The following is a 23,863-nucleotide window of genomic DNA, read 5'->3' as shown; positions in this document are numbered from 1 at the left end:
AGGTGACCAGCTGAGGTGTCCGTTATGGACGTCGCCCCTCGTTCCGACACTATTGACGTGCCTGCCGATAGCGAGTTGGCCGCCCCGCGCAAGCCATTCAACCTGCTGCGCTGGTATGCCTGGGTCAGTTTAGCCATCATCCTCTCGGTGGCTGCCGGGTTGGGGTTGATTTCCAGCCGCTTCATCATCGACGAGAGCGTCGAGCGCGATGCGTTACTCACCGCACAGTTCATCACCTCCATCGCCGATGCCGAAGTGCGCCATGTGTCGATCCCCAATGTGCGGACCATGGGCGAACTGCTCGACCCGCGCACAGACCGCAATAACTTGCCCGACGTCGACCCGCAAGCCCGGCGCAAGGCCCGCGGCGAGTTCCTTGACCATATCGCTCACCTGCCCGATATGTTGCTGGCCAATATTTATGCTTTGGACCATACAGTGATCTGGTCCACCAACCCGGCACTGATCGGCAAGCTGATTGAAGGCGACGAAGACTTGAATCGGGCTTTCGAGTACAAGATGCGGGTTTCGGCCAGCTACCAGAATTTCGAACAGGCCCGCTCCGAGCAGAAGTTCATCATCCCGCCCCGGCAGCTATTGATCGAGAACTATATTCCGCTGTTCGATGCCGATGGCGAGCAGGTCACAGCGATGGTCGAGATCTATAAAGAGCCCCATGACCTGATCGCACGCATCGAGCATGGCCTGGTCCTGATCTGGTTGGCCATAACCGTCGGCGCTGCACTGGTCTATGTCGGCCTTTACGGCATCATGCACCGCGCTGCACGGCTGCTGGCGGTGCAGCAGAAACGCCTGATCAGCAGCGAAACCTACGTGGCACTGGGTGAGGTGTCTTCGGCGGTGGCCCATAGCCTGCGCAACCCGCTGGCCAGCATCCGCTCAAGTGCCGAACTGGCCCTGGCGTTCGACGAAGGCCCGGCGCAACGCCAAGTCAACGATATCATCAGCCAGGTCGATCGCATGTCGCAGTGGATCCGCCAGATGCTGCAGTCACTGCGGCCGCTGAACGACGAGGCGTTGGCGGTGGACTTGCCGCAGGCGTTGCAGGAAAGCCTGCAGACCTACGCTGTGCCACTGGCGCGCGGCGGAGTAAGCCTGGACCTGCAACCGTTACCGGCCGTGCAAGTGTTGGGGCACCCGGTATTGCTGCGCCAGGTGTTCAGTAGCCTGATCGCCAATGCCCTGGAGTCGATGGAGCAGGGCGGGCGGTTGCGTATCGAGGTGGTACGTCACAACCGGCGCAGCTTGACCTTGCGTTTGTCCGACAATGGCAAGGGCATGAACGAAGAGCAGCAGCGTATGGCTTTTCGGCCGTTCTTTACCACCAAACAGGGTGGACTGGGGGTGGGGTTGGTGCTGGTGAAACGCATCATGGAACGTTTCGGCGGTACGGTCCGGCTCAGCAGCAGCGAAGGCCATGGCACGAGGGTTTCGTTAAGCTTCCGACTGGCCTGAGTACGTCAAATGACATCAATATAGTTTAGTAAGATGTTGATATGTAAAGGATTTACGGTTTTGGGTGAAAATCACCCAAATGTGGGGGATCTTCCTCTGATCACGTTTAATAAGTTCTGGCAACCTGCTGAAAAATAAAGGTTTTAATTTAGCATTTTTCTGCTGGCCAAGTTTTTGCAGCGAAGTTTGTGAAGCGCGACACGCGACAAATGGCAGCTGCGACTGCCCAGGTGGATTGCTACCCAGTGGCTGCTGCCATTGGCCTTGATGCAGTTCTGAACGTATACCCTGCGCGGGAACCACGCGATGCAGATGCTGGAAGACGAAGCGCCCGACAAGGCCAATGCGACCGCCAGCGGACGGGCCGTACCCTTGCGTGAATTCAACCTGCTGCGCTGGTTTTCGGTGATCAGCCTGTTGATCATTGCCTCGGTGGCAGGTGGGCTTGGTTATGTGTCGACGCGCTTCGTGGTGCGCGATAGCGTGGAGCGCGATGCCATGCTTACAGCGCAGTTCATTCAGGCAATGGCCCAGGCCGAAGTGCGGCATTCGCAATTGCCGCCTGGCAGCACCATGGGCGATTTGCTGGACCCGCGGCTGGACCAGCAGCACTTGCAGTTCACCCCGGCCATAGCCGAATCGACCCGTATCGAGTTCCTCGATCATGTCGAGCACCTGCCGGACACCTTGCTGGCCAACGTCTATGCCCGCGACCGCACCATTGTCTGGTCCACCAACGTAGAGCTGATCGGCAAGCGGATAGAAGTTGATGGCGATCTTGAGCGGGCCTTCCGTTCGCGCAAGGCGGTGTCGGCCAGTTATCACAAGGCCGCCGAGGATCGCGAAGAGCAGAAGTTCCAGCGCGCACCACGCTACCTGTTCATCGAGAACTACATCCCGCTGTTCGACAGCCAGGGTAAGCAGGTACTGGCTATGGTGGAAATCTACAAGGAGCCGCAGGACCTCATCCGGCGCATCCAGCGCGGCTATGTGCTGATCTGGGCCTCGACACTGGTGGGTGGGGCGTTGATTTACTTCGGCCTGTTCTGGATCGTGCGCCGTGCGGCGCACATGCTGCATCTGCAGCAGGAGCGGCTGGTGGCAAGCGAAACCTACGTGGCGCTGGGAGCAATGTCGTCGGCCGTGGCTCACAGCATGCGTAACCCGCTGGCCAACATACGCTCCAGCGCCGAACTTGCCCAGGAAACCGCCAACGCTGCTGCGCAGAAGAACATCACTGACATCATCAGCCAGGTCGACCGCATGTCGCGCTGGGTGCGCGACCTGCTGGTGTCGTTGCGCCCGGCCAGTGACAAACCCGAGGCCGTGGACCTGGTAGCGGCCATCGAGGACACACACCTTGCCTTTGCCCGGCAGATCGAACGCAACGGCGTGCGCTTCCATTTCGAAGGGCCTGACGTGCAATGGGTGGTCAGCCAGCCGCTGCAGCTCACGCAGATTCTCAACAGCCTGTTTTCCAACGCCCTGGAGGCCATGCCCGCTGGCGGGATGCTCAATGCCCAGGTCAATGTGCAAGAAGGCCTGCGTGCCGAGTTCGTGCTGACCGACACTGGCAAAGGCATGAGCCAACAGCAGGAACGGATGGTGTTCAAACCGTTCTTCACGACCAAGCAGGGTGGCCTCGGTGTAGGCCTGGCCCTGGTCAAACGCATCATGGAACGTTTTGGCGGCTCGGTCAGCCTGAGCAGCCGCGAAGAGGAAGGAACCCGCGTCAGCCTTACATTCAATATTGCAGCGGGAGGGGAACATGGACCACAGCATCCTGGTCGTCGAGGATGATGAAATCCTTGCCGACAACATTCGCACCTACCTCAGCCTCAAGGGCTACGAAGTCATCGTGTGCCATAGCGCGGAGCTGGCGCTGGAGCACATAAAGCGGGCGCAACCTGACGCGGTGCTGACCGACAACTCGTTGCCAGGCATGAGCGGGCACGACCTGCTACGTACCCTGGTGGCCCAGGCGCCGGACCTGAAAGTGATCATGATGACCGGCTACGGCAATGTCGAAGATGCCGTGCAGGCGATGAAGGAGGGCGCGTTTCATTACCTGACCAAGCCGGTGGTATTGGCCGAGCTCAAACTGACCCTGGACAAAGCCCTGGCTACCGAGCGCATGGAGCGCACGCTGTCGTTCTACCAGGAGCGCGAGGCGCAGAAGTCCGGGTTGCAGGCTTTGATCGGCGAGTCGCCAGTGATGCTCACCCTCAAGCACACCCTGCGCCAGGTACTCGATGCCGAACGGCGCATGGCCAGTGACGACCTGCCACCGGTGCTGATCGAAGGCGAGACCGGTACTGGCAAGGAACTGGTGGCCCGTGCCCTGCATTTCGATGGTTCGCGCAGTAAGGGGCCGTTCATCGAGTTCAATTGCGCTTCGATCCCTGCCAACCTGCTTGAGGCCGAACTGTTTGGCCACGAGAAGGGCGCGTTCACCGATGCCAAGGAGCGCCGCGTAGGCCTGGTGGAGGCTGCCGATGGCGGTACCTTGTTCCTTGACGAGATTGGCGAAATGGACCTGGTGCTGCAGGCCAAGCTGCTCAAGTTGCTGGAAGACCGCAGCATCCGCCGGATTGGTGCCGTGAAGGAACGTAAGGTGGATCTGCGAGTGATCAGCGCCACCAACTGTAACCTGGAGCAAATGGTGCAGCAGGGCAAATTCAGGCGTGACCTGTTCTTCCGCCTTCGCATTATCGCCCTGAAGGTGCCGCGCCTTTATTCGCGTGGGCAGGACATCCTGCTACTGGCGCGGCATTTCCTTGCCCACCATAGCCGGCGCTATGGCAAGCCGAACCTGCGCTTTTCGGCCGAGGCTGAAAGCCTGCTGCTCGGTTATAGCTGGCCTGGCAATGTGCGTGAATTGCGCAACATGCTGGAGCAGACTGTGTTGCTGGCGCCGAACGAGGTGGTGCAGGCGCATCAGTTGAACCTGTGCATGACCTTGGTTGACGAGCCGTTGGCGCAACAGCCGATGGCGGCCATGTTCGAACTGCCGCGGCACGAGCCAGAACCGGGTACAAGCCTGCCTGACATGGAGCGCGACCTCGTCTGCAAGACCCTGGACCGCACCGACTGGAACGTGACCAAGTCGGCGCGGATGCTTGGGTTGTCGCGGGATATGTTGCGTTACCGGATCGAGAAGCTGGGGCTGACCCGGCCTGACAAGCGTCAGTGGTAGTACAGGCCGTGTCGTCAGGGGTTACCTGTGCCCGAGCTGCCTTCTCCTTGCCGGCCGGTACCTTCCGACCCACTGCCATCCATCCCCGGCAGATCGCGGTTGTCATTCTGCTTCGCCGGCGGGCTTTGCGGTTCGTTGCCCTGTATGCGCGGGTCGGTGTCCCGCGGCAAAGGCTTCTCGATCGGGTTGAGGGTGCTGTCCACGCCTGGCTGTGGCGCCGTATTGTGCGGGTCGTCGGGGTAGGTCGGACCTGTGCCGACAGCAAAGGCCAGCGGCGAGGCGAGCAGGGCAATCGACAGGATGATTGAGCGGGGCATGGCAGGCTCCTTTTGCTGTATGGGTAAGGCTCATACTTCTCTTCGGCCTTACCCGGAACGTCAAGGTGCCATTACCCCGATCAACGGTCACACCACCAGCGACAGCAACATGATGAAAATGATGCCGACGATGGACAGGATCGTCTCCATCATGCTCCAGGTCTTGAAGGTTTCTGCCACGGTCATGTTGAAGTACTGCTTCACCAGCCAGAAGCCGGCGTCGTTCACATGCGACAGGATCAGCGAGCCGGCACCGGTTGCCAGTACCAACAGCTCACGGTTCACCCCCGGCACCAGGTCGATCACCGGTGCCACGATACCTGCGCCGGTGATGGTGGCGACCGTGGCGGAGCCGGTCGCGATGCGGATCACCGCCGCCACCAGCCATGCCAGCATGATCGGCGAAATTTCTGCCTGCACCGCCATCTGCCCGATCACGTTGCCTACGCCGGTGTCCACCAGCATTTGCTTGAAGCCACCGCCAGCGCCGACGATCAACACGATGGCGGCAGTCGGTGCCAGGCTCTGGTCAAGCATCTTCATGATCTGCTGGCGGTTGAAGCCGCGGGCCGAACCGAAGGTGTAGAAGGCCAGTAGCAGGGCGGCGAGCAGGGCGGTGATCGGGTGGCCGATCAGGTCCATCCACTGGCGCACGATGTGCTCGGCAGGCAGCACCACGTCGGCGAACGTTTTCAGCAGCATCAACGCGACCGGCAGCAGTACGGTGATCAGGGTGATGCTGAAGCTTGGCAGGTTGCCCTGATCGGAGTCCTTGGCGATCTGGTCCATCAGCTCCTGGGACGGGTTGCCTGGGATGTAGCGGGAAATGAAGTTACCGAACAGAGGGCCGGCGATGATCGCGGTGGGCAGTGCGACGATCAGGCCGTAGAAGATGGTCTTGCCAATGTCCGCGTGGAAAATGCCGATCGCCAGCAAGGGGCCCGGGTGTGGTGGTACCAGGCCGTGCACCACCGACAGGCCGGCCAGCAGCGGAATGCCGATTTTCACCAACGAGACGCCCGAGCGCCGGGCGACGATGAACACCAGGGGAATCAGCAGCACAAAGCCGATTTCGAAGAACAGCGGGATGCCCACCAGGAAGGCGGCGAACATCATCGCCCAATGCACGTTCTTCTTGCCGAAGGCGCGGATGAGGGTTTGTGCGATCTGGTCGGCACCACCGGAGTCGGCCATCAGCTTGCCGAGCATGGTGCCCAGGGCGAGCACGATACCGACGAAGCCAAGTACGCCGCCAAAACCGTCCTGGAACGATTTCATGACCTTGTCCACCGGCATGCCGGAAGTCAGGCCCAGGAAGCCGGCCGCGAGGGTGAGGGCGACGAAGGGGTGAACCTTGAAATGGGTGATCAGCAGGATCAGCCCGACGATGGTAACCAGCGCGTCGAGCAGCAGGAAGGTATCAGTAGCCAGTCCGAACATGGTTTGAAGGCCTCGGTCTTATCGTTGTTTTGGGCGTAGCTTTTTGGAGTCTTTGCCGCGTTTACGGGTTGGGGTAGCGCTGTCTTTGGTGAGACGGAAATGCCGCCGAGGTCAGGCGGTTTGTGCCAGGCCCGGCTCACCGCAGTGCTTTAGCCAGTGGTCCACCGCTTCGGCCAGTGCTTCGATCGGTTGGGTGGCGTCCAGTGCAAGCGTTAGTGGCTCGCCGCGTGGCGATTCCAGGGCAGCGAACTGGCTGTCGATGAGGCTGGCCGGCATGAAGTGCCCTGGGCGAGCCAGTACGCGTTTTTCGGCCTCGGCAGGCGACAGTTCGAGGAACACGAACACCAGCCCGGGCATGGCCTCGCGCAGGGTGTCGCGGTAGCGGCGCTTGAGTGCCGAGCAGGTCAGGATCGGGCGTTCCCCGGCCTGGGTGGTGGTTTGCAACTCTTCACCAAGGCGTACCAGCCAACCGGCACGGTCGCTATCGTCCAGCGGGATGCCAGCGCTCATCTTGCGGATGTTTTCGGCAGGGTGGAAAGCGTCGCCTTCAATCAGGCGGCCGCCGCTTCTGGCAGCGATGGCGGCGCCGATGCAGCTTTTGCCACAACCGGCCACGCCCATCACTACAATGGCGGACAGGGGAGAATTCATCAGTACCTCCTGCGGGTGAGATAGCGCTGTCTCGCCGATGACGAACAGCCACCTCCCCGGTGTTATTGGTCTTGTCCTTACGCAGTATGGACGCCTGGTGGCGAGCGCGTGGTGGCTGCTACCAAAGATTACATTGCCTGCATCCTGAGACAGCGCTACCTTAGTGGCCGTTCCCTCTCCTTGCAAGTAGTAAAATTACAACATTCATGTCCCGCACCGGCTCCCGAACTACAGGTCGTCCCACCCTGGCTGAAGTTGCCAGACTTTCCGGGGTTTCCCCGATCACCGCTTCGCGTGCCTTGCGCGGGGTCAGCACCGTTGCGCCTGACCTGGTGGAAAAGGTCATCGCCGCAGCGGCGAACCTTGGTTATGTGGCCAACCCGGCGGCCCGGGCGCTGGCGTCGGCACGCAGCCAGTCGGTGGTGGTGTTGATCCCGTCGTTGTCCAACCAACTGTTCATCGACACCCTGGAGGCCATTCACGAGGTCATGCGCCCTCGTGGGCTAGAGGTGCTGATCGGCAACTATCACTACGACCTTGCCGAAGAAGAGAACCTGATCCGCAATTACCTGGCCTATCAGCCCTGCGGCATTTTGCTGACCGGCTTTGAGCGTAGCGATGCTGCCCGGCAGATGCTGGCTGCCAGCGGCGTGCCGTGTGTGCACATGATGGAGCTCAATGGCGAGCCAGGGGCTTTGTCGGTCGGCTTCTCGCAGCATCAGGCCGGGCGTGCTGCTGCACGGCACCTGATCGAGCGCGGGCGCAAGCGCCTTGCATTCATTGCCGCGCAGCTGGACCCGAGGGTGATGCAGCGTGCCGAGGGTTTCCGTCAGGCATTGGCAGAGGCCGGTTTGCAGGCCGCCGAGCTGGAGGTGTTGGCCCCGGAGCCATCGTCGATTGCCCTGGGCAGCGCGCTGTTCAGTCAACTGATGCAGCAGGCGCCGGATGTCGACGGCATCTTCTTCTGTAACGACGACCTGGCCCAGGGCGCGGTGCTGCAGGCCTTGCGTCAAGGTGTGGAGGTGCCACGCCAGGTGGCGATGGTCGGTTTCAACGATTTGCCTGCGTCGGCGCATATGGTCCCGCGGCTGACCTCCATTCGCACACCGCGGGCCGCGGTGGGTCGGGGCGCAGCACAGGCGCTGCTGGCGTTGCTGGATGGCAAGCGGGTGACGAATGCGCAGCAGGATCTGGGCTTTGAGCTGATGGTGCGGGAGAGCACCTGAGAGTGCCCGCCAAGGCCTTCTCGCGCGAATCCCACAGGAATGATTGGCCCGAAACGAAGGTGTAGCGGGTTTACCTGCGAAGCGTGCGTTGCGGGGCATGGCACCGGCTGTGCCGGTGTTCGCGGGTGAACCCGCTCCTACGGGGGGGCGCGCTGGTTCAAGACAGGCGCTGTAGATGCCACGACTTGCCAACGGCGATCTATGCTCAGAAAACCGCGCATAGGGAGCCCCGCGTCATGTTCGATTTCCACCGCAAGTCTGATTTGGCAGAAATCCAGCGCAGCCGCCAGGCGTTGGCCAATGCGCAAGCCAAACTGTCCGCAATCGGCCGTTCCATGGCGATGATCGAGTTCGCCCCTGACGGTACTATTCTCGACGCCAACGAGCGCTTCTGCCAGGCCATGGGCTACAGCGCCGACGAGCTGCGTGGCGAGCACCACCGGTTGTTCTGTGAGCCGGACTATGCAAAAAGCGCCGAGTACCAGCAACTGTGGCGCGAGTTGGGGCAGGGCAAGGCTATCAGCGGTACGTTCGAGCGTATCGACAAGGCGGGGCGCGAGGTCTGGCTGGAAGCCAGCTACATGCCCGTGCTGGACGAGCATCGGCAAGTCACCAGCGTAATCAAGGTGGCGTCGGACATCACCCAGCGGGTGGTGCTGGAGCACGAGAGCGAAAGCCTGCTCAAGGCCATCAGCCGCTCCATGGCGGTGATCGAGTTCACCCCCCAAGGCCGGGTGATCAAGGCCAACCAGAATTTTCTCGACACCATGGGCTACCGCCTCGATGAAGTGGTTGGCCGCCACCACGGGCTGTTCTGCCTGGCGCATGAACGCGAATCGGCCCAGTACCGAGAGTTCTGGGCTTCGCTGAACCGTGGCGAATACCACTCGCACCGCTTCGAACGCGTCAACAAGCAAGGGCAGACCGTTTTTCTGGAAGCCTCCTACAACCCGATCTTCGACAGCAAGGGCCGCCTGTGCAAAGTGGTCAAGTTTGCCAGCGACATCACCCACCAGGTCTGCACCCAGCAAAGCGCCGCCCATGCCGCCCATGCCAGCTCGGTGCAGACCGATGCCTGCGCGCGCAAGGGTACCGAAGTGGTGCAGCAGGCGGTGCAGGTAATCGAGCAGATTTCCCAGGAGCTTAACGACGCTGCGCGCAGCATCGACGCGGTAAACAAGCAGTCGGATGTGATCGGGCAGATTGTGCTGACCATTCGGGGCATCGCCGACCAGACCAACCTGTTGGCCCTTAATGCAGCCATCGAGGCAGCGCGTGCCGGCGAGCACGGGCGCGGCTTTGCCGTGGTGGCCGATGAGGTGCGCAATCTGGCCGCGCGAACCAGCAAGGCCACCCTGGAAATCGTCGATGTGGTGCGGCAGAACCACGACCTGTCGCTATTGGCAGTGGCCAGCATGCAATCGAGCCTCAACCGCACCGGTCACGGCGTGGCGCTGGCCAATGAGGCGGGAACGGTGATCATGGAAATCCAGCAAGGCTCACGGCACGTCGTGGACGCCATCAGCCAGATAACTTCGACGCTGCAATTGCATTGAGCGCCTCGCGCATCTCGTCAAGCAGTGCCTGCAGGCTCAGTTGCAGTTGCGCGCGTTGTTCGACGGTCGGCAGCCCTTTTGCGTGGGCGTGTTCGATAGCTTCACAGTCTTTGACCACAGTGCGCACCCTGATCATTTTGGCGCCACCCTTGATGCGATGGGCGAGGGCGCGCACGGTTTCATCAGGGGCGTCTGTTGCCAAGGCACGCAGGGCGGCCAGGTCTTCACCGACGCTTATCGACAGTTGCTCCAGCAAATGCCGCGTCAACTGTTCGTCGTCCTGGGTCAGGTGACGCAGTTCGGCCAGGTCGAATCCACTATGGAAAGGCTCCGGCGACGGCTGCTGAGGGCGCACCTGGGGCAGATGGATCTTGAGCGTGCGCAGACCAATTGGCTTGAACAGGCATTCGTCCATGCCGCTGGCCAGGCAGCGAGTACGCTCCTCGGCCTGGGCGTTGGCGGTCACGCCAAGAATACGGCCTGCTGGCAGGCCGCGCTCGCCCTCCAGGCTGCGAATGCGCCGGGTGAGCTCATGCCCGTCCATGACCGGCATGCTGCAATCGGTGATCACCAGGTCGAAGCGCGCTTCCTGCCAGCGTGCAAGGGCGATCTCGCCATTCTCCGCCAGTGTCACATGGTGCCCCAGGGTTTGCAGTTGCCGTTCCAGCAAAAGCAGGTTGGCCGGGTAGTCGTCGACCACCAAGATATTGAGCGGGCCGCTGTTACTTTCATGTGTGGTGAGTTGTGGGTCCGCTTGTGCCGGTGCTTCGCAGACGGGTAACCGCAGGCTGACTTGTACCCGGGTGCCAACGCCCTCGACGCTCTGAAGGCTCAGGGCGCCGCCCATCAGTTCGGCCAGGGTACGGCTGATGACCAACCCCAGGCCTGCCCCTTGACGTGCCCTTGGGCCATCGACCTGAACGAAGGCACTGAACAGCCTGGCCTGGTCGGCGGGGCTGATGCCGATGCCGGTGTCGCGCACATCCAGCTCGATAGCCAGAATGCCGTGGCCGGCAACTTTGGGCAGCAGCAGGCATGCCTGCACTTCACCACGGTCGGTGAACTTGATGGCGTTGCTGATCAGGTTGGACAGAATTTGCTTGAGTCGCAGTGGATCAGCCAGCACCCATACCGGCTCTGCGGGCAGCTCGCCGTGTAGATGCAACCCTTTGGCCCGGGCATTGCCTTCGAACACCCGCAGCGTGGCGCGCACCAGTTCGACCAGATTGGTAGGCACTGGCTGCAGGCTGATGTGCCCGGATTCGATGCGGGAAATGTCGAGAATATCGCCAATCAGCTCAAGCAGGCCAATGGCCGAATCATGCGCGGTCTGCAAGGTCTGGGCGTCGCTGCGGCCGCTGCGGCTATCTTCCAGGGCCAGTTCCAGCAGACCGATCACGGCATTCATCGGGGTGCGGATCTCATGGCTCATGGTGGCCAGGAAGGTGCTTTTGGTCTGGCTGGCCTGTTCGGCATCGTCCTTGGCCTGGCGTAACTGTTCCAGCAGCCCGCGGCTCAGCGCGAGCTGTGCCTGCAGCGCGTGCTGTGCCTCGGTTCGCTGGTTGATCAGCTTGCGCAGGTAGCTGTTCCAGAACACCACCCCGGCCAGCAGCAGGGCCGACAGCACCAGCACCTGCAAAGCCAGGGTGCGGTAGTCGCGCCAGGGACTGTCGCTCACCAGTGTGCTGGTGCGCCAGCGGTTGATCAACTGGTCCAGTTCTTCAGGTGGAATGCTTAGCAGCGCCTTGTCGAGAATGGCCTGCAGTTGGGGCTGGTCGGCGGCTACGGCAAAGGCGGCAATGGCCGGGGCGTCGTCGAGCATGTTGGCGATGCGCAAACGGTCCTTGAACACATGGCTGATGTAATAGGCAGCATTGATATGGCTGCTCAGGGCCGCGTCGGCAACACCGTTGGCCACGGCCTCCATCTGGCCCAGTGGGTTGTCAACTTCGACTATCTCGGCCTGCGGGTATCGCTGTTGCAAAACGGCCTGCTGCGGTGAGCCGCGCACCAAGGCGATGCGCTTGCCATCCAGGGCCTTGGCCTGTGCAGGTGATTCACCGTCGTTGCGGGTAACAAGCACGCGCGGGCTGACCAGGTAGGGGCGGGTATAGCGCAGTTGCTTCAAGCGGTCGGCACCATAGCCCAGCGCCCCGATCATCTGTGCCTCGCCCCGCACCAGGCGGTCGATCATGGCCTGCGATGAAGCACTCTCGACGGGTTTGAACTGCAGCCCCGTGCGCAGCGAGATCTGCTTGAGCAGGTCCAGGGTGATACCGCTAGGGCGGTGCTGGGCATCGTTGAACGTCAACGGTGCCAACGAGGTATTGACCAGTACGCTGATAGTGGGGTGGGCGGTGATCCAGGATTCTTCTTCTTCGCTCAAGGCTGTGAGGTGGCGCTGCAGCAGCAGGCTGGTGTTACCACTGCTCCAGCGGCGCAGAATGTTCAGGCGTTCACTTTCGCTTATGCGTGACAGCGCCTTGTCCACCAGCCGATGCAGGCGCGGGTTGTCGCTGGCGATGGCGAAGGCAAAAGCCTCTGGGGCCAATTGAGAGAAATGGTCGATTTTCAACGTGCCCTGAAAGCTTTTGCCGATCATGTAGTCAGTGCTGATGGCATCGCCCAGATAGGCGTCTGCCTCGCCCAGCGCCACGGCAGCGAGCCCGGCCAGGGTCGAGCGGTACAGGCTCAGTTGCGCCTTGGGGTACAGTGTGCGAACGCTGACGGCCGGCAGGTAGTGATCGACCATCGCCAGGCGCAGGCCGGCGAGCTCGGGCGTACTTTTCAAGCTGCGCCCTTCACGGGTGACGATCACTGGCAGGTCGTCGGCATAGGGGGTGCTGAGGCTTAGCTCGGCGTCCGCCGCCTCGAAGGCGTTGGAGCTACCCAACAAGTCGATACGGCCATCACGCAGGGCAGTGATGGCCTCGTGACGGCTGTCAAAACGACGTACTTCAATGGGGATGTCCAGCTGTTCGCCGATGATGCCGGCGTAGTCTGCGCTCAGCCCCTCATAGTCATGCTGGCTGACGTTGATTTCGAACGGGGGGTAGTCGGGGCGCGCACTGCCCAGTACCAGGCGTTGGCGTTGTTTCAGCCAGTGGCGATCATCGCCGGATAACGTCAGCGGGGCAGCGGCACTGATCGAGCGCGCCAGCAGGTGGCGTGGTTCACTGCTGGCCTGCAGTTCCGGGGAGTTGGCCAGGCCGATAGCCAGAAGGACGCTCGCCAGCAACTGTTTCATGGCAGCCGAGCGCTCAATAGACGCTGTTGCGCTTGGCCAGGTCGACCATTTCCACCAGCGACTCGGTCTTGAGCTTCTCCATGATACGGCCCCGGTAGGTGCTGATGGTCTTGGCGCTGAGGTTCATGCAAGTGCCGATGTTCTTGTTGTTCTCGCCGCGCGCGAGGCGCCGCAGCACTTCCATTTCTCGGTTGGAGAGACTGGCCAGGCGCACTGGCTCGCTCTCCAGCGAGTTGCTGTTGACCGACATTTGCGGAAAGGTCGAATAACCTTTGATCAGCGCCTTGAGGGCGAACAGCAGGGCCTCGTGGTCCTCTTCCTTGGTGACGAAGGCGCCTATTCCGGCATCCAGGCAGCGACGCACATACAGATCGGTGGCCTGGCCGGTCAGCACCATGATCTTCGGTACCGGCTCAAGGCTCTGCAATCGCTTGATGACTTCCATGCCGTCCAGGCCGGGCAGGCCGATGTCGAGAATGACTACGTCCGGGCGCAGTTCGCGGGCTACCTGAGCCACTTCACTGCCATTGCCGACCTCGCCGATGACATGGAAGCGCTCGCGCTCGAGCAGTAGGCGCAACGACAGCCGGACAATAGGGTGGTCGTCGACGATCAGCACGGTTGTCATGAGGAAAACTCCTGTAGGGATGTGGTCCGCTTCCTGGAACACTCAGGAATACGTCTGTAAGTGGGGTTATCGGAAGCGCTGCACGATACGACCATTCCCGAAATTTGGTAATGCCGAGTATAGAAGTGTTGAAATCCTCAGGGCATATTGTTGAAAAGTCCTACAAGAAACAGGAAAGACATCACCCTGAAAAAGCGGTGATGCCGGTCTTTGCAGTTGTTCAGGCGCAGGCAGCGTGCGGTTTGTGTATCCGCAGCGTGGAGGCAGGGTTGTTGGTCAATGCCTGCCCGACCCGCGTCGGGCGGGCTACCAACTGCCCGGTACAATTCGGGCAGCGGCCTTGGAAGCGGGTTTCGGCACAGGCACGGCAGAACGTGCATTCGAAGGAGCAGATCATAACGTCGGGGCTGTCACCCGGCAGGTCGGCATCACAGCACTCGCAGTTGGGGCGTAGTTCCAGCATGGGCATGACTCCTGTTCGCAGGCGGGAACCCGGAGTCTGCTACGCCCGAGGCAAGGCTGGCAATGTTCAGTCGCCAGGGCGGTACAGGTGGGCATGCCCGGCACGGTACAACGCCGATTCAGCGAACGGTGTGTCACCCAGCACGTGGCCTACCAGGATCAGCGCCGTGCGCCGGAAATCCTTGGCCGCTACGCGTTCGACGATATCGCCGAGGTTGCCGCGCACCCAATCCTGGTCTGGCCAGGTGGCCCGATGCACCACCGCAACAGGGCAGTGCGCGCCGTAGTGCGGCATCAACTCATCGACAATGCGCGACAGGTGCTTGACCCCTAGGTGAATTGCCAGCGTACTGCCATGGCGCGCCAGGTCGCCCAACTGCTCACCCGGCGGCATGGGCGAGCTGTCACCATAGCGAGTAAGGATCACCGTCTGCGCCACTTGAGGCAAGGTCAGCTCGCAGCCGAGCAGGGCGGCGCTCGCTGCCGTGGCGGTAACACCGGGGATGATCTGGTAACCGATGCCCAGCGCCTGCAGGTGGCGAATCTGCTCACCGATGGCGCCGTACAGGCTGGGGTCGCCGCTGTGCACCCGGGCCACATCCTGACCTTTTTCGTGTGCGCTGCGCATGGCGGCGATGATCTGTTCCAGGTGCAGTTCGGCGCTGTTGATCACGGTTTCGGCCTGGTGGCCTTCGAGCACGGCGGCGGGTACCAGTGAACCGGCATAAATGATCACCGGGCACTGACGAATCAGCCGTTGGCCCTTGACCGTGATCAGCTCCGGGTCGCCGGGGCCGGCACCGATAAAGTAGATGGTCATGCAAAGTCCTGGCAAGAATGAGGGGGCGAAACGCTCAGCAGGCCAGGGCGAGCGTCGCCGGGCCCAGTACCTGGCGCGTCAGCAGCAGCCTGGCCGTACCCTGCCGCTGGTTGGCCAGGGCCAGTGCCGCGCTCTCGGCTACGCCCCAGCAGCCACTGTGCCGGTGGGTAGCGGCGGAACGGTGGCTGAGCAGTGGTTCATAGGGTTGCAGTTGCGCGCCATGGTACAGCACCAACGGCAAACCGAGGTGCTCTGCCAGTTGCAACAAGCCGGGCTCGTCTGCCTTCAGGCTGATGCTTGCGATGCCGCGCAGGTCAGCCAATGCCAGGCCCTGTTTGTCCAGGGCCTGGCACAGCAAGCGTTGCAAGGTATCCGCCGGGCAACCCCGGCGGCAGCCAAAACCGGCATAGAAGGCAGGCATCAAGCCTGGCTGGAACGGCGGAACAGCCAGGCGCTGAGCAGGCCCAAGGCCAGCCAGAAGGCGGCGTTGGTGAGCCAGGAGGCTACCTTGAACTGGGTTTCCAACGCTTCCGGGGCCAGGCTTTCGTGCACCTCGGGTTGCGGTGCACCGATCACATGAGGAATGACCAGCAGCACGGCGCCCAGCGCCTTCAGCAGCCAGTGCCGGGCGAACACCAGCAAGGCCAGGCCCAGCGCTGTGGCACTGGCTGTACCGACCCACCAGGTTTGGCGTTGCCCCAGGTCGGCGGCCGCCGTACCCGGCAGTTCTGGTGGCAAGCCCAGGGTTGGGGCCAGGCAGAAAACGGCGAAGCCAGCCAACCCCCACAGTGCGCCGGTGGCGGCGCGTTTGGGCTCGCGAAGGCTGTACAGGGCGGCGAGGATCAGGGCGAAGCCGACCGCGACCACCAGGTTGCCGCCTGTGGTGGACAGCACGCGCTGCCAGCCGTCTTCCGGCGACCAGGCTTCGGCGCTGTGTTCATGAGCGGCGACTTCGCCAACGTGTTCGTGGTGTGCGGCCGGGGCCGAGGACTCGTAGGTTTCCGCCTCCAGAATCAGCGGAGCCACCCAGAAGCTTTGCAGCAAGGTCAGCAACAGGGCTGCAAGGAGCCCGCTGAAGCCCGCAGTACGGGCAATGCGCGTGATCATCAGGCGTACTCAGTGGCAGGGGAAGGCGGCGCTGTGACGGGTGTCGTGGGCGGCGTTGTGCACGGCCTCGATGTGCGAGAACCCGGCAAAGTAGACCAGGCACAGACCCAACAAGCTGGCACCGACGGCGATGGTTACACGCTGGCTGAGCGTAACGGGGGTAGCAAGGCTGTGTTGTTTGGCGCTGGTGACGGGCATGACGCGATCCTCTGCTTTTTGTGGGCAATGGGCGAGCGCGGCAGCCCCGGACGTGGTCGCCCAAGGGAATGCAACAGCGCCCGCCCACCGCGGGGTGTTCATGAACGCCAGGCCGGTCTCCGGGCTTGCGAGGAAGAGCTGGGCTCCTGGAACGCGTCACCTTCCCATGCCGTACTACGAGGCACAGTGGTACAGACGCTTCACTCGCTTACCGTTGCGGGGGCAGCACCGGCATTGTCCGGCCCTGCTGAAGGGCCTGGGACGCACCGGTTTCCCGTTTCACCCCCTGAGGGGCACCTGAACGCGAGGCATAAGGAGAGCATGGGGCGGGCTTGGCGTCAATGTCATACAGCGCGCGAGGCCGTCGAACAGCAGGTACGACAGGCTCTCAGGCCTGCAGTCTTCTTCCAGCAGGCAGAAGTGCAGAAACCGGGCGATCACCCGCGGGCGAATGCCGCCAGCTTGTCGCCATCCAGCCGGTAGCGCACCCACTCATCCTGCGCCTCGGCCCCCAGCTTCTGGTAGAAGCCGATCGCTGGCTCGTTCCAGTCCAGCACACTCCATTCCAGACGCCCACAGTTGTTCGCCACCGCTTCGCGGGCAATGTGCTGCAACAACTGCCGGCCGGCACCATCGCCGCGTTGTTCGGGGGTTACGTACAGGTCTTCCAGATAGATGCCATTGCGCCCGAGCCAGGTCGAGTAGCTGTAGAAGTACACGGCAAAGCCGATTGCACGGCCATCACGCTCGCACATCAGGGCGTGCACAGTGCTGCCTTCGTCGAACAGGCTGTGCTCGATGTCGGCAAGGGTGGCGACCACCTCGTGGCGGGCGCGTTCGTACTCGGCGAGTTCGGTGATGAAGGTGAGGATCTGCTCGGCATCGGTACGCACGGCAGGGCGAAAGGTGAGGCTCATGGTGACGGCTTCCTTGGTCCGGATTGGCGATACAGTGATTTGTATCTGCATAATTTAATCAAACTGTAACGGTCGCTGGGAGAGGCGACTCCGGTAGTGTGACAGCACCTATAAAGAAAGTGGAATGCCCGCCATGCTTGCCTCTGCCGACCTGCTGACCGCCTTTGTGCTGTTTGCCTTCGTATCTTCCATCACGCCTGGCCCCAACAACACCATGTTGCTGGCCTCGGGGGTGAACTTCGGCGTGCGCCGCTCGGTTCCTCATGCCTTGGGTATCAGTTTCGGTTTCATGATGATGGTGCTGGCTGTCGGCCTGGGGCTGGGGGAGGTATTCAAGGCCTGGCCACCACTGTACACGGTGCTGCGCTACGCTGGCGCCGCCTATCTGCTGTACCTGGCCTGGAAGATCGCCACTTCCGGGCCGGTCGGCACGGCCTCGTCCAGTGCCCGCAAACCGCTGGGCTTCTGGGGTGCGGCGGCGTTCCAGTGGGTCAACCCCAAGGCTTGGGTGATGGCGGTGGGGGCGATTACCACCTACACGCCAGCGCAAGGCTATGTAACCAACGTGATCGTCATTGCGGCCTTGTTCGCTTTGGTCAACTTGCCCAGCGTGGGGGTATGGGTGATGTTCGGCAGCGCCCTGCGCAACCTGTTGCAAAATTCGCGCTGGCTGATGCTGTTCAATGTCGTGATGGCCCTGTTGCTGGTGATTTCCCTGTACCCGCTGCTGTTTGTAGAATCAGCGTTTTCCTGACCCCGAGAGTACAGTAAGCCGATGCAGTTGATTCCCTGGTCCCACGAATGCGCCGAAGGTTTCACCCTGCGTGGCTGGCGAACTCCGGCCAGTGGCAAACCGCTGCTGCACTTTCTGCATGGCAACGGCTTCTGTTGCCTGGCCTACCAACCGTTGCTGATGCGCCTGGGCGAGCATTTCGACCTGTGGCTTTGCGACGTTCAGGGCCATGGGGACAGTGATCATGGCGGGGTGTTTCGCGGCTGGAACCGCACTGCTGCCTTGGCAGTGGAAGCCTTTCAGGCCGGGCGTGGCGAGTACGGCGACGTACCAAGGTTTGCCGCTGGGCATAGCTTCGGTGGTGTGCTCACGGGGCTGATCCTGGCCGGTGAGCCGCAGCTGTTTGCACGTGCCGTGCTGCTCGACCCGGTACTCTTCAGCCGACGCATGATCGGCGTGATGGGGGCGGCAGCCCTGGTCGGCCTGCATCAGCGCCATGCGCTGGCCCGCAAGGCTGCCAGCCGCCGCAGCCACTGGCCCGATCGCGAGTCGGCGTTGGCCTCGCTGGAAGGGCGCGGCATCTTCAAAGGCTGGACCCATGCGGCACTGCAGGCCTATGTCGAGCATGCCATCGGTGAGTGTGGCGAGGCCGTAGTGCTCAAGTGCCGGCCCAGCCGTGAAGTGGAGATCTTCAGTTCGTTCCCTAAACGCATGTGGGCCAGTCTGGCCGCAATCAGGACGCCGACACGAGTGTTGTACGGAGAAGACACCTATCCCTTCGTGCCACACTCGGTGAATCGCCTGGCGCTGCTCAACCGCAATGTGACCGCACGGCAAGTTCCCGGTGGGCACTGTTTCATGCAGGAAGACCCGGCCATGACGGCCGAGCAAGTGCTCGATTTCTTGCAGGGTTGACTGTTCCGCAGGTGGGACGATGCATGCCATTTTAGCCATCTACCGCGTGATTAACATCATTGATAAGGTTATCTCAGCCAAGAGAGGAGCCTTCTCATGAAAACGATTCTGGGTATTCACCGAAGCCCCCACGCCCATTGGGTGGGTGATGGTTTCCCGGTGCGCAGCCTGTTCACCTACGACAACCTGGCCAGCCGGATCAGCCCGTTCCTGCTGCTGGATTACGCTGGCCCGCATGATTTCGCCCCTACCCAAGCACGACGCGGTGTAGGCCAGCATCCGCATCGCGGCTTCGAGACCGTGACCATCGTCTACCAAGGTGAACTGGAGCACCGTGACTCCACCGGTGCTGGCGGCTTGATCGGCCCAGGTGACGTGCAGTGGATGACGGCGGCCAACGGCATCATTCATGAAGAGTTTCATTCCCCCGACTTTGCACGCAGTGGCGGCACGCTGGAAATGGTCCAGCTGTGGGTGAACCTGCCGGCGCGGCACAAGCGTGCAGCGGCCGGCTACCAGACGCTGCTGGCCGGCGACATTCCGTGGAAGCGCTCGACGGTGATGCCGGGAGCTTGCGGGTGATTGCCGGTGACTATCACGGCCACCAGGGGCCGGCTCGAACCTTCACCGCGATGGACGTGTGGGATTTGCGGCTCAACGCCGGCGCGGCCTTGCAGTTGCCGGTTGCTGCCGGTCGCAATGCGGCGCTGGTGGTGATGCGTGGTAACGTTCGAATCAATAGCGAGCGCGAAGCAGGCCCGTCGAGCCTGGTGCTGCTCGACCGGGAGGGTGTAGACGTAGCTGTCGAGGCGCTGGACGATGCAAGTGTGCTGCTGCTCAGCGGTGAGCCAATCGATGAGCCGATCGTCGGCTACGGCCCGTTCGTGATGAACAGCCAGGCAGAGATTGCCGAGTCGTTCGATGATTTTCATGCTGGGCGGTTTGGACAGATGCAGGACGAGAGGGGAGGCGCCGCGCACTGATCCTGTTAATTTGTTGGCCTGCTCCGGCCCCTGTCGCTGGCAGGTCTTCTCCCACGGCGACCCGGCTGTACATCGGTCAACGCTTTGCTGACCAAGACCACTCGTCGTCAAGTCTGCTAATGCAGTCGAACACTCGGCCCCCGCGGAGAATCTTCCACTAAGGTGCTAAAGGATCCCCCGCAAGCTCATTGCCCGGGCGCATGGACAGCTGGCCGAGCATGCGCAATATCAATTGGCGCCCCGCCCGACAAAGGCGTACTCCCAAACAACAGGCCATCCCACAGAGAGGGTCGTACCATGTCGTTGATAGGCGTTTCGATACTAGAGATGCGGCAACTGATCGAGCAGGCCTGCTTGCCAGACCGCTGTGAAGTCAGCTGCCCGGACGGCGCCCACCTGACCATCCGCCTGGGTCAGGGCCAGGATCTCGATCAGGGCGTGACGCTCAGCGGGGTCGCGCTGCAAAACCTCAACAGTTGCCGTGATCTGGTCAACCTGGTGGACCAGCTGCATGCGCTGCGTGACAACCACCCGGCGCCGCTCAAGGCGATCGCCTGAACGCGCCTGTCGTGCCCCGGTCAGTCCAGGCTGGCCGGGCGTACGTATTCCGGCATCAGGCCGTTGAACCAGAACAGGATCATTGCCACAAGGATGGTCACCAGCAGTAGCAACCCTACCCCCCAAACGCACGTTGCAAACAATAACGCCTGCTCTTTCTTCAGCCGCATGAAAGTCTGCAACCCGCCAAACAGCAACACGCTGGCATACACAGAGGCAGCCATTAGCGCGGCAAAGGCGAGCCAACGAATTGGCATCAGACCAACCACTCCGGCAAAGAACCACGGCGTGGCGCAATAGGCGGCAAAACCGATACACTGGTTCAGACTGGGCTGTGTATCGAACCCTCGTGACATCCAGCGGATCATCACTCCCATCAGCATCACACCTATCACAGTGGTGGTATACAGCAGGCCTGCCAATTGCGCGGCGCTGCCGATGCTAAGGCGTACCCGCTCCTCGGCCGCCAAGCTCCAGCCGAAGGTGGTAGTGCCGACGAAGAGGCACACGGCGGGTATCAGCGCCAAGGCTAGCAGGCGTGGCAGGTATTGCTGTGGGTTGTCTTCCTCGGCCCGGCGGATGTCCAGCCAGGCGTCGGCGGGGTGGGTGAAGAGCTTGAATAACGGACTGTTCATAGCGTTCTCCGGTAGGCAAGAGCCCTTTTGCTATGGAGACACGCGGCTGTCAGCCAGTTCAGCCTGGATGGCCGCCGTTGATCGGCTTATTGCAGTTCCAGCAGCAGGTTCAGGCCACCGTCGCCGCACTTTCCCTTCTCGCGAACCACGCCGTGGTAACTCCGCCCATCCCAGACGAAGGCCACACTGTGAGCTCGGTCGATTTTGTCAGGCAGTGGGGGGCAAACGTGCAGGCGCAGCCCTGGGCGACCCTGCAGGTTGAGGGCGGCGAGTTGGCATTGGCATTCCACTCGTTGCGCCACCGGGCCGAACAGGGTGTCGCGTACGTAATCGAGCTGCAGCGAAGCATTGGGTGCGCGGCCAGGCATCTTCATCGGTACATGGCTCCGTTGCAACGGCTCGAAGAACCAGGCGGGTTGGGCATGGCAGGCTCCAGACAAAAGAAAGGCGGCTTATCATTCGAAGCTTGCCTGGCCAAGATGTTCAATGTGTTTCATGTGCGTTCATCTTGTTTTGCGCTGGATGGCAGATGACGGCCTCTGTTCAGGCACCCGCCTTGCGCAAGGTCAGGTTGATCCGCCGTTCGCCCAGGCGCGGATGCACACCGGGTTTGATCGGTAGCACGCCGTGGAAGCGCAAGCGGTCTTCGCCGCCCCAGACCAGCACATCGCCGTGGCTCAGCGCAATGCGCTGAGCCTTGTCGGCACGCTGCAGGCCGCCGAACAGGAACACCGCCGGCAAGCCCAGCGACACCGACACGATCGGCTGGCCGAAATCCTGCTCGTCGCGGTCCTGGTGCAGACTCAGGCGTGTGCCCGGCAGGTAATGGTTGACCAGGCAGGCATCCGGCACGAAACCGTCAAACCCGGCCATGGCTGCAGCGCGGGAGGCCAAGGCGAGCAAAACCGGGGGCAGGGCGGGCCAGGGCTGGCCACTGAGTGGGTCGGTGGGGCTGTAGCGGTAGCCATGTTGATCACTCACCCACCCCAGCGTACCGCAGTTGGTCAGGGCCACTGCCATGCGCAGACCTCCAGGGGTGTACATGTGCCGGAACGGCGCAGCACGCAGCACCGGACGCAGGGCATCGAGCAGCGCCTCGGTTTCGGCCAGGGCGAAGCCGGGCAGCAGCACGGTGTGGCTGGCCAGGCGTTGCGGCTGGGTGCCGAACAGGTCGAGGTCGGACTGGATCATGCTGCTGCACATCTTCGAGCGGTTTGCCATTGTACCCGACAGATACACGTCAGGGGATTGCACACGCCGGCCGGATCGAATGATGGCAGAGGGCGGGATAACAGAAAAAGGAACCGCGGCACCAGGGAGAGAAGCACCGCGGTTCAAGGGGGAGCGGCTTACTGCTGGGTCACAGTGGCCAGGTTCGCGCTGCCCAGCTGGGTGATGGTGGCGGATTGAGCGACACCACTCTGGTCGACGAACGCCTTGTTGCTTTGGCCCCCCTGGGTCACGTAGGCGACGTTGATGCTGTCGGTCTGTTTGATGGTGGCTTCGTTTCCGCTTCCGTAGAGTTGGTTGGTGTAGCTCTGGTTGCTATAGCCGGACTGGTCGAGCGTGATGGTGTTGCCGGTGCCCTGGCTGCTGCCGTAGGCATAGTTGTCGGTACCACGCTGGTCGGCGATCAGAATGTTGTCAGTGCCGTTTTGTTCGAAGTACAGCTCGTTGCTGACGTCATCCTGCTTGGTCGACATCTGGTTGCCTGTACCCGTCTGGCTCAGCGTGGCCTGCTGGTCAGCGCCCTTCTGGGTCAGATTGACGCCGTTGCCATTGCCCGTCTGGTTGATGGTGGCGTTCTGGTTGGTGCCGAACTGGCCACCCATCTTGGCGCCTTTCCAGTTACTGGCGGTGATGCTGTTGCCATTGCCTTGGGTGTTGATGGTCAGGTTGAGGTTCTCACCATTCTGATAGGTGAAATGCAGGTTGTTGTTGCCGGTCTGGGTAATGGTGGTGGTCGAGTTGTTGGTCTCGAACTGGTCCGACCAACTGGCGTTGGCATTGCCTTGCTGCGACAGGCTGACCTTGTTGCTGACGCCGAAGCTCTGGTCGATATAGCCTTCGTTCGACTGGCCGGTCTGGACCACGGAGGCCTGGCTACCGATCTGTGTGTCCTGCCACACTTCCACGGAGTTGCCGCCCCCGTACTGGCCAATGGCAATGGTGCCACCTGTGCCTTCGCGCTGGTCGCCATAGGCCCAGTTGCCGTGGCCATCCTGATAGACCTGGATATCGCCATCGACCTGGTTCAGGTGCTCGGCGGTGGCGTAGTTGTCCTGGCCGGTCTGGTTGACGGTGCTGCGATTGTTGCTGCCACCGAAGGTCTGTTCGATGAACGCCTCGTTGCGCTGGCCGGATTGCAAGCTGGTGGCTTTGCTGCCTTCCTGGCTGTCCTGCCACACGGTGGATTTATTGCCGACGCCTTGTTGGGTTTGCAGCGATTCGTTATTCGACCCTATCGACTGGCTGGCGAAGGCATCGTTGTAGCTGCCTCCCGCCTGCTGGGTGATCTGGCTGCCGTTCTCGAACAGTTGCTCAGCGTAGCCAGCGTTGTACTGGCCGGTGGCACTCTGGTGTATATCGCTGGTGCTTTCGGCCTGCACGGCGAGGTGGTTGTGGCCCTTGCCAGTCTGGTTCTGGGTGGCCGAGGCGAAGGATGCCTGGGTCTGAGAGACCTCGGCGATGTTTTCCTTGCCGTCCTGGGTCTGGGACGAGGTGCTGTCAGCAGCCATGGCCTGACCTGCGAGGGCCAGGACGATAGCGGCACTTAACGGAGCGAGCTTGTACATGGT

At 61.9% G+C, this 23,863-nt stretch carries 23 protein-coding genes, 1 pseudogene and 1 riboswitch; of the genes and pseudogenes, 9 read left to right on the top strand and 15 right to left on the bottom strand.

From position 1 onward, the window contains the following. Nucleotides 1-24 precede the first annotated feature (24 nt). The 3 genes from FQ668_RS16165 (at nt 25) to FQ668_RS16150 (ending at nt 4,672) form a co-directional block, all read left to right on the top strand. Nucleotides 25-1,476 (top strand): HAMP domain-containing sensor histidine kinase, encoded by a 1,452-nt coding sequence (locus tag FQ668_RS16165; RefSeq protein WP_014590829.1) that lies wholly within the window; start codon nt 25-27, stop codon nt 1,474-1,476. Between the two features lie 306 nt (nt 1,477-1,782). After that, nucleotides 1,783-3,276 (top strand): HAMP domain-containing sensor histidine kinase, encoded by a 1,494-nt coding sequence (locus FQ668_RS16155; RefSeq protein WP_144180417.1) that lies wholly within the window; start codon nt 1,783-1,785, stop codon nt 3,274-3,276. Beyond that, on the top strand, nt 3,245-4,672 hold the full coding sequence (locus tag FQ668_RS16150) for a sigma-54 dependent transcriptional regulator (protein ID WP_014590831.1): 1,428 nt from the start codon (nt 3,245-3,247) through the stop codon (nt 4,670-4,672). The genes FQ668_RS16155 and FQ668_RS16150 overlap by 32 nt, the downstream gene beginning before the upstream one ends. 14 nt (nt 4,673-4,686) lie before the next feature. Here FQ668_RS16150 and FQ668_RS16145 read toward each other — a convergent pair whose 3' ends face one another. From FQ668_RS16145 to FQ668_RS16135, 3 genes are all read right to left on the bottom strand, one after another. Then, nucleotides 4,687-4,989, bottom strand: coding sequence for a hypothetical protein (locus FQ668_RS16145; RefSeq protein WP_014590832.1), 303 nt, complete (start codon nt 4,987-4,989; stop codon nt 4,687-4,689). An 87-nt stretch (nt 4,990-5,076) separates the two neighbouring features. Beyond that, nucleotides 5,077-6,429, bottom strand: a complete 1,353-nt coding sequence (locus tag FQ668_RS16140) for a GntP family permease (RefSeq protein ID WP_014590833.1) — start codon at nt 6,427-6,429, stop codon at nt 5,077-5,079. Nucleotides 6,430-6,540: 111 nt separating this feature from the next. Continuing rightward, nucleotides 6,541-7,080 (bottom strand): gluconokinase, encoded by a 540-nt coding sequence (locus tag FQ668_RS16135; protein WP_076403124.1) that lies wholly within the window; start codon nt 7,078-7,080, stop codon nt 6,541-6,543. 206 nt (nt 7,081-7,286) lie between these two features. On the opposite strand from FQ668_RS16135, the gene FQ668_RS16130 reads away from it, so the two are divergent. Continuing rightward, a complete protein-coding gene (locus tag FQ668_RS16130) occupies nt 7,287-8,306 on the top strand; it encodes a LacI family DNA-binding transcriptional regulator (RefSeq protein ID WP_014590835.1) in 1,020 nt (339 codons plus the stop codon). A 236-nt stretch (nt 8,307-8,542) separates the two neighbouring features. Then, a complete protein-coding gene (locus FQ668_RS16125) occupies nt 8,543-9,862 on the top strand; it encodes a PAS domain-containing methyl-accepting chemotaxis protein (RefSeq protein WP_119713562.1) in 1,320 nt (439 codons plus the stop codon). On the opposite strand, the gene FQ668_RS16120 is transcribed toward FQ668_RS16125, so the two are convergent. The 8 genes from FQ668_RS16120 to FQ668_RS16085 form a co-directional block, all read right to left on the bottom strand. Beyond that, nucleotides 9,828-13,109: a transporter substrate-binding domain-containing protein gene (locus FQ668_RS16120; protein WP_014590837.1), complete on the bottom strand. Its 3,282-nt coding sequence runs from the start codon at nt 13,107-13,109 to the stop codon at nt 9,828-9,830. The genes FQ668_RS16125 and FQ668_RS16120 overlap by 35 nt on opposite strands. A gap of 13 nt (nt 13,110-13,122) precedes the next feature. Then, nucleotides 13,123-13,737, bottom strand: coding sequence for a response regulator transcription factor (locus FQ668_RS16115; RefSeq protein ID WP_014590838.1), 615 nt, complete (start codon nt 13,735-13,737; stop codon nt 13,123-13,125). Nucleotides 13,738-13,957: 220 nt separating this feature from the next. Continuing rightward, complete coding sequence (locus FQ668_RS16110; protein ID WP_019437528.1) at nt 13,958-14,200, bottom strand: DUF1272 domain-containing protein; 243 nt, start codon at nt 14,198-14,200, stop codon at nt 13,958-13,960. Between the two features lie 66 nt (nt 14,201-14,266). Next, on the bottom strand, nt 14,267-15,019 hold the full coding sequence (cobM, locus tag FQ668_RS16105; protein ID WP_076403122.1) for a precorrin-4 C(11)-methyltransferase: 753 nt from the start codon (nt 15,017-15,019) through the stop codon (nt 14,267-14,269). Nucleotides 15,020-15,053: 34 nt separating this feature from the next. Then, nucleotides 15,054-15,440, bottom strand: a complete 387-nt coding sequence (locus FQ668_RS16100; protein WP_019437529.1) for a cobalamin biosynthesis protein — start codon at nt 15,438-15,440, stop codon at nt 15,054-15,056. Beyond that, nucleotides 15,440-16,126 carry a CbtA family protein gene (locus FQ668_RS16095; protein WP_014590841.1) on the bottom strand — a complete coding sequence of 229 codons (687 nt, stop codon included), beginning with the start codon at nt 16,124-16,126 and terminating at the stop codon, nt 15,440-15,442. Before FQ668_RS16095 ends, FQ668_RS16100 begins: the two co-directional genes overlap by 1 nt. A 9-nt stretch (nt 16,127-16,135) precedes the next feature. Next, nucleotides 16,136-16,324, bottom strand: a complete 189-nt coding sequence (locus FQ668_RS16090; protein ID WP_014590842.1) for a CbtB domain-containing protein — start codon at nt 16,322-16,324, stop codon at nt 16,136-16,138. A 92-nt stretch (nt 16,325-16,416) separates the two neighbouring features. Continuing rightward, nucleotides 16,417-16,640, bottom strand: a riboswitch (cobalamin riboswitch). Nucleotides 16,641-16,761: 121 nt separating this feature from the next. Further along, a complete protein-coding gene (locus FQ668_RS16085) occupies nt 16,762-17,241 on the bottom strand; it encodes a GNAT family N-acetyltransferase (RefSeq protein WP_014590843.1) in 480 nt (159 codons plus the stop codon). Nucleotides 17,242-17,365: 124 nt separating this feature from the next. On the opposite strand from FQ668_RS16085, the gene FQ668_RS16080 reads away from it, so the two are divergent. The 4 genes and pseudogenes from FQ668_RS16080 to FQ668_RS16065 all read left to right on the top strand — a co-directional run bounded on the left by FQ668_RS16080 (nt 17,366) and on the right by FQ668_RS16065 (nt 20,430). Further along, entirely contained in the window at nt 17,366-17,995 is a 630-nt protein-coding gene (locus FQ668_RS16080) for a LysE family translocator (RefSeq protein ID WP_019437530.1), read from the top strand. Nucleotides 17,996-18,016: 21 nt separating this feature from the next. Continuing rightward, nucleotides 18,017-18,889 (top strand): alpha/beta fold hydrolase, encoded by an 873-nt coding sequence (locus FQ668_RS16075; RefSeq protein ID WP_019437531.1) that lies wholly within the window; start codon nt 18,017-18,019, stop codon nt 18,887-18,889. A 96-nt stretch (nt 18,890-18,985) separates the two neighbouring features. Further along, a pseudogene (locus tag FQ668_RS16070) lies at nt 18,986-19,872 on the top strand (pirin family protein). A 297-nt stretch (nt 19,873-20,169) separates the two neighbouring features. Further along, nucleotides 20,170-20,430 (top strand): DUF1652 domain-containing protein, encoded by a 261-nt coding sequence (locus FQ668_RS16065; RefSeq protein WP_012052201.1) that lies wholly within the window; start codon nt 20,170-20,172, stop codon nt 20,428-20,430. 20 nt (nt 20,431-20,450) lie between these two features. On the opposite strand, the gene FQ668_RS16060 is transcribed toward FQ668_RS16065, so the two are convergent. The 4 genes from FQ668_RS16060 to FQ668_RS16045 all read right to left on the bottom strand — a co-directional run bounded on the left by FQ668_RS16060 (nt 20,451) and on the right by FQ668_RS16045 (nt 23,860). After that, nucleotides 20,451-21,065, bottom strand: a complete 615-nt coding sequence (locus FQ668_RS16060; RefSeq protein ID WP_019437532.1) for a Yip1 family protein — start codon at nt 21,063-21,065, stop codon at nt 20,451-20,453. A gap of 86 nt (nt 21,066-21,151) precedes the next feature. Next, on the bottom strand, nt 21,152-21,439 hold the full coding sequence (locus FQ668_RS16055) for a hypothetical protein (RefSeq protein ID WP_003253801.1): 288 nt from the start codon (nt 21,437-21,439) through the stop codon (nt 21,152-21,154). Between the two features lie 169 nt (nt 21,440-21,608). Beyond that, nucleotides 21,609-22,268, bottom strand: coding sequence for a DNA oxidative demethylase AlkB (gene alkB, locus FQ668_RS16050; RefSeq protein ID WP_019437533.1), 660 nt, complete (start codon nt 22,266-22,268; stop codon nt 21,609-21,611). A 146-nt stretch (nt 22,269-22,414) separates the two neighbouring features. Continuing rightward, nucleotides 22,415-23,860: a curlin gene (locus tag FQ668_RS16045; RefSeq protein ID WP_019437534.1), complete on the bottom strand. Its 1,446-nt coding sequence runs from the start codon at nt 23,858-23,860 to the stop codon at nt 22,415-22,417. Between the last annotated feature and the right edge of the window lie 3 nt (nt 23,861-23,863).

The sequence above is a fragment of the Pseudomonas sp. Kh14 genome (assembly GCF_900291005.1).
Lineage (GTDB): Bacteria > Pseudomonadota > Gammaproteobacteria > Pseudomonadales > Pseudomonadaceae > Aquipseudomonas > Aquipseudomonas alloputida.
Note: the sequence above shows the minus strand (reverse complement) of the source record. Positions and strands in the feature narration are given on the sequence as shown.

Coding starts and splice junctions, on each gene's coding strand:
- FQ668_RS16090 (WP_014590842.1), bottom strand. CDS start 16,324: ATGCCCGTCACCAGCGCCAAACAACACAGCCTTGCTACCCCCGTTACG.
- FQ668_RS16045 (WP_019437534.1), bottom strand. CDS start 23,860: ATGTACAAGCTCGCTCCGTTAAGTGCCGCTATCGTCCTGGCCCTCGCA.
- FQ668_RS16140 (WP_014590833.1), bottom strand. CDS start 6,429: ATGTTCGGACTGGCTACTGATACCTTCCTGCTGCTCGACGCGCTGGTT.
- FQ668_RS16100 (WP_019437529.1), bottom strand. CDS start 15,440: ATGCCTGCCTTCTATGCCGGTTTTGGCTGCCGCCGGGGTTGCCCGGCG.
- FQ668_RS16150 (WP_014590831.1), top strand. CDS start 3,245: ATGGACCACAGCATCCTGGTCGTCGAGGATGATGAAATCCTTGCCGAC.
- FQ668_RS16165 (WP_014590829.1), top strand. CDS start 25: ATGGACGTCGCCCCTCGTTCCGACACTATTGACGTGCCTGCCGATAGC.
- FQ668_RS16120 (WP_014590837.1), bottom strand. CDS start 13,109: ATGAAACAGTTGCTGGCGAGCGTCCTTCTGGCTATCGGCCTGGCCAAC.
- FQ668_RS16110 (WP_019437528.1), bottom strand. CDS start 14,200: ATGCTGGAACTACGCCCCAACTGCGAGTGCTGTGATGCCGACCTGCCG.
- FQ668_RS16080 (WP_019437530.1), top strand. CDS start 17,366: ATGCCCGCCATGCTTGCCTCTGCCGACCTGCTGACCGCCTTTGTGCTG.
- FQ668_RS16095 (WP_014590841.1), bottom strand. CDS start 16,126: ATGATCACGCGCATTGCCCGTACTGCGGGCTTCAGCGGGCTCCTTGCA.
- cobM (WP_076403122.1), bottom strand. CDS start 15,019: ATGACCATCTACTTTATCGGTGCCGGCCCCGGCGACCCGGAGCTGATC.
- FQ668_RS16055 (WP_003253801.1), bottom strand. CDS start 21,439: ATGAAGATGCCTGGCCGCGCACCCAATGCTTCGCTGCAGCTCGATTAC.
- FQ668_RS16075 (WP_019437531.1), top strand. CDS start 18,017: ATGCAGTTGATTCCCTGGTCCCACGAATGCGCCGAAGGTTTCACCCTG.
- FQ668_RS16135 (WP_076403124.1), bottom strand. CDS start 7,080: ATGAATTCTCCCCTGTCCGCCATTGTAGTGATGGGCGTGGCCGGTTGT.
- FQ668_RS16155 (WP_144180417.1), top strand. CDS start 1,783: ATGCAGATGCTGGAAGACGAAGCGCCCGACAAGGCCAATGCGACCGCC.
- FQ668_RS16060 (WP_019437532.1), bottom strand. CDS start 21,065: ATGAACAGTCCGTTATTCAAGCTCTTCACCCACCCCGCCGACGCCTGG.
- alkB (WP_019437533.1), bottom strand. CDS start 22,268: ATGTGCAGCAGCATGATCCAGTCCGACCTCGACCTGTTCGGCACCCAG.
- FQ668_RS16065 (WP_012052201.1), top strand. CDS start 20,170: ATGTCGTTGATAGGCGTTTCGATACTAGAGATGCGGCAACTGATCGAG.
- FQ668_RS16085 (WP_014590843.1), bottom strand. CDS start 17,241: ATGAGCCTCACCTTTCGCCCTGCCGTGCGTACCGATGCCGAGCAGATC.
- FQ668_RS16130 (WP_014590835.1), top strand. CDS start 7,287: ATGTCCCGCACCGGCTCCCGAACTACAGGTCGTCCCACCCTGGCTGAA.
- FQ668_RS16115 (WP_014590838.1), bottom strand. CDS start 13,737: ATGACAACCGTGCTGATCGTCGACGACCACCCTATTGTCCGGCTGTCG.
- FQ668_RS16125 (WP_119713562.1), top strand. CDS start 8,543: ATGTTCGATTTCCACCGCAAGTCTGATTTGGCAGAAATCCAGCGCAGC.
- FQ668_RS16145 (WP_014590832.1), bottom strand. CDS start 4,989: ATGCCCCGCTCAATCATCCTGTCGATTGCCCTGCTCGCCTCGCCGCTG.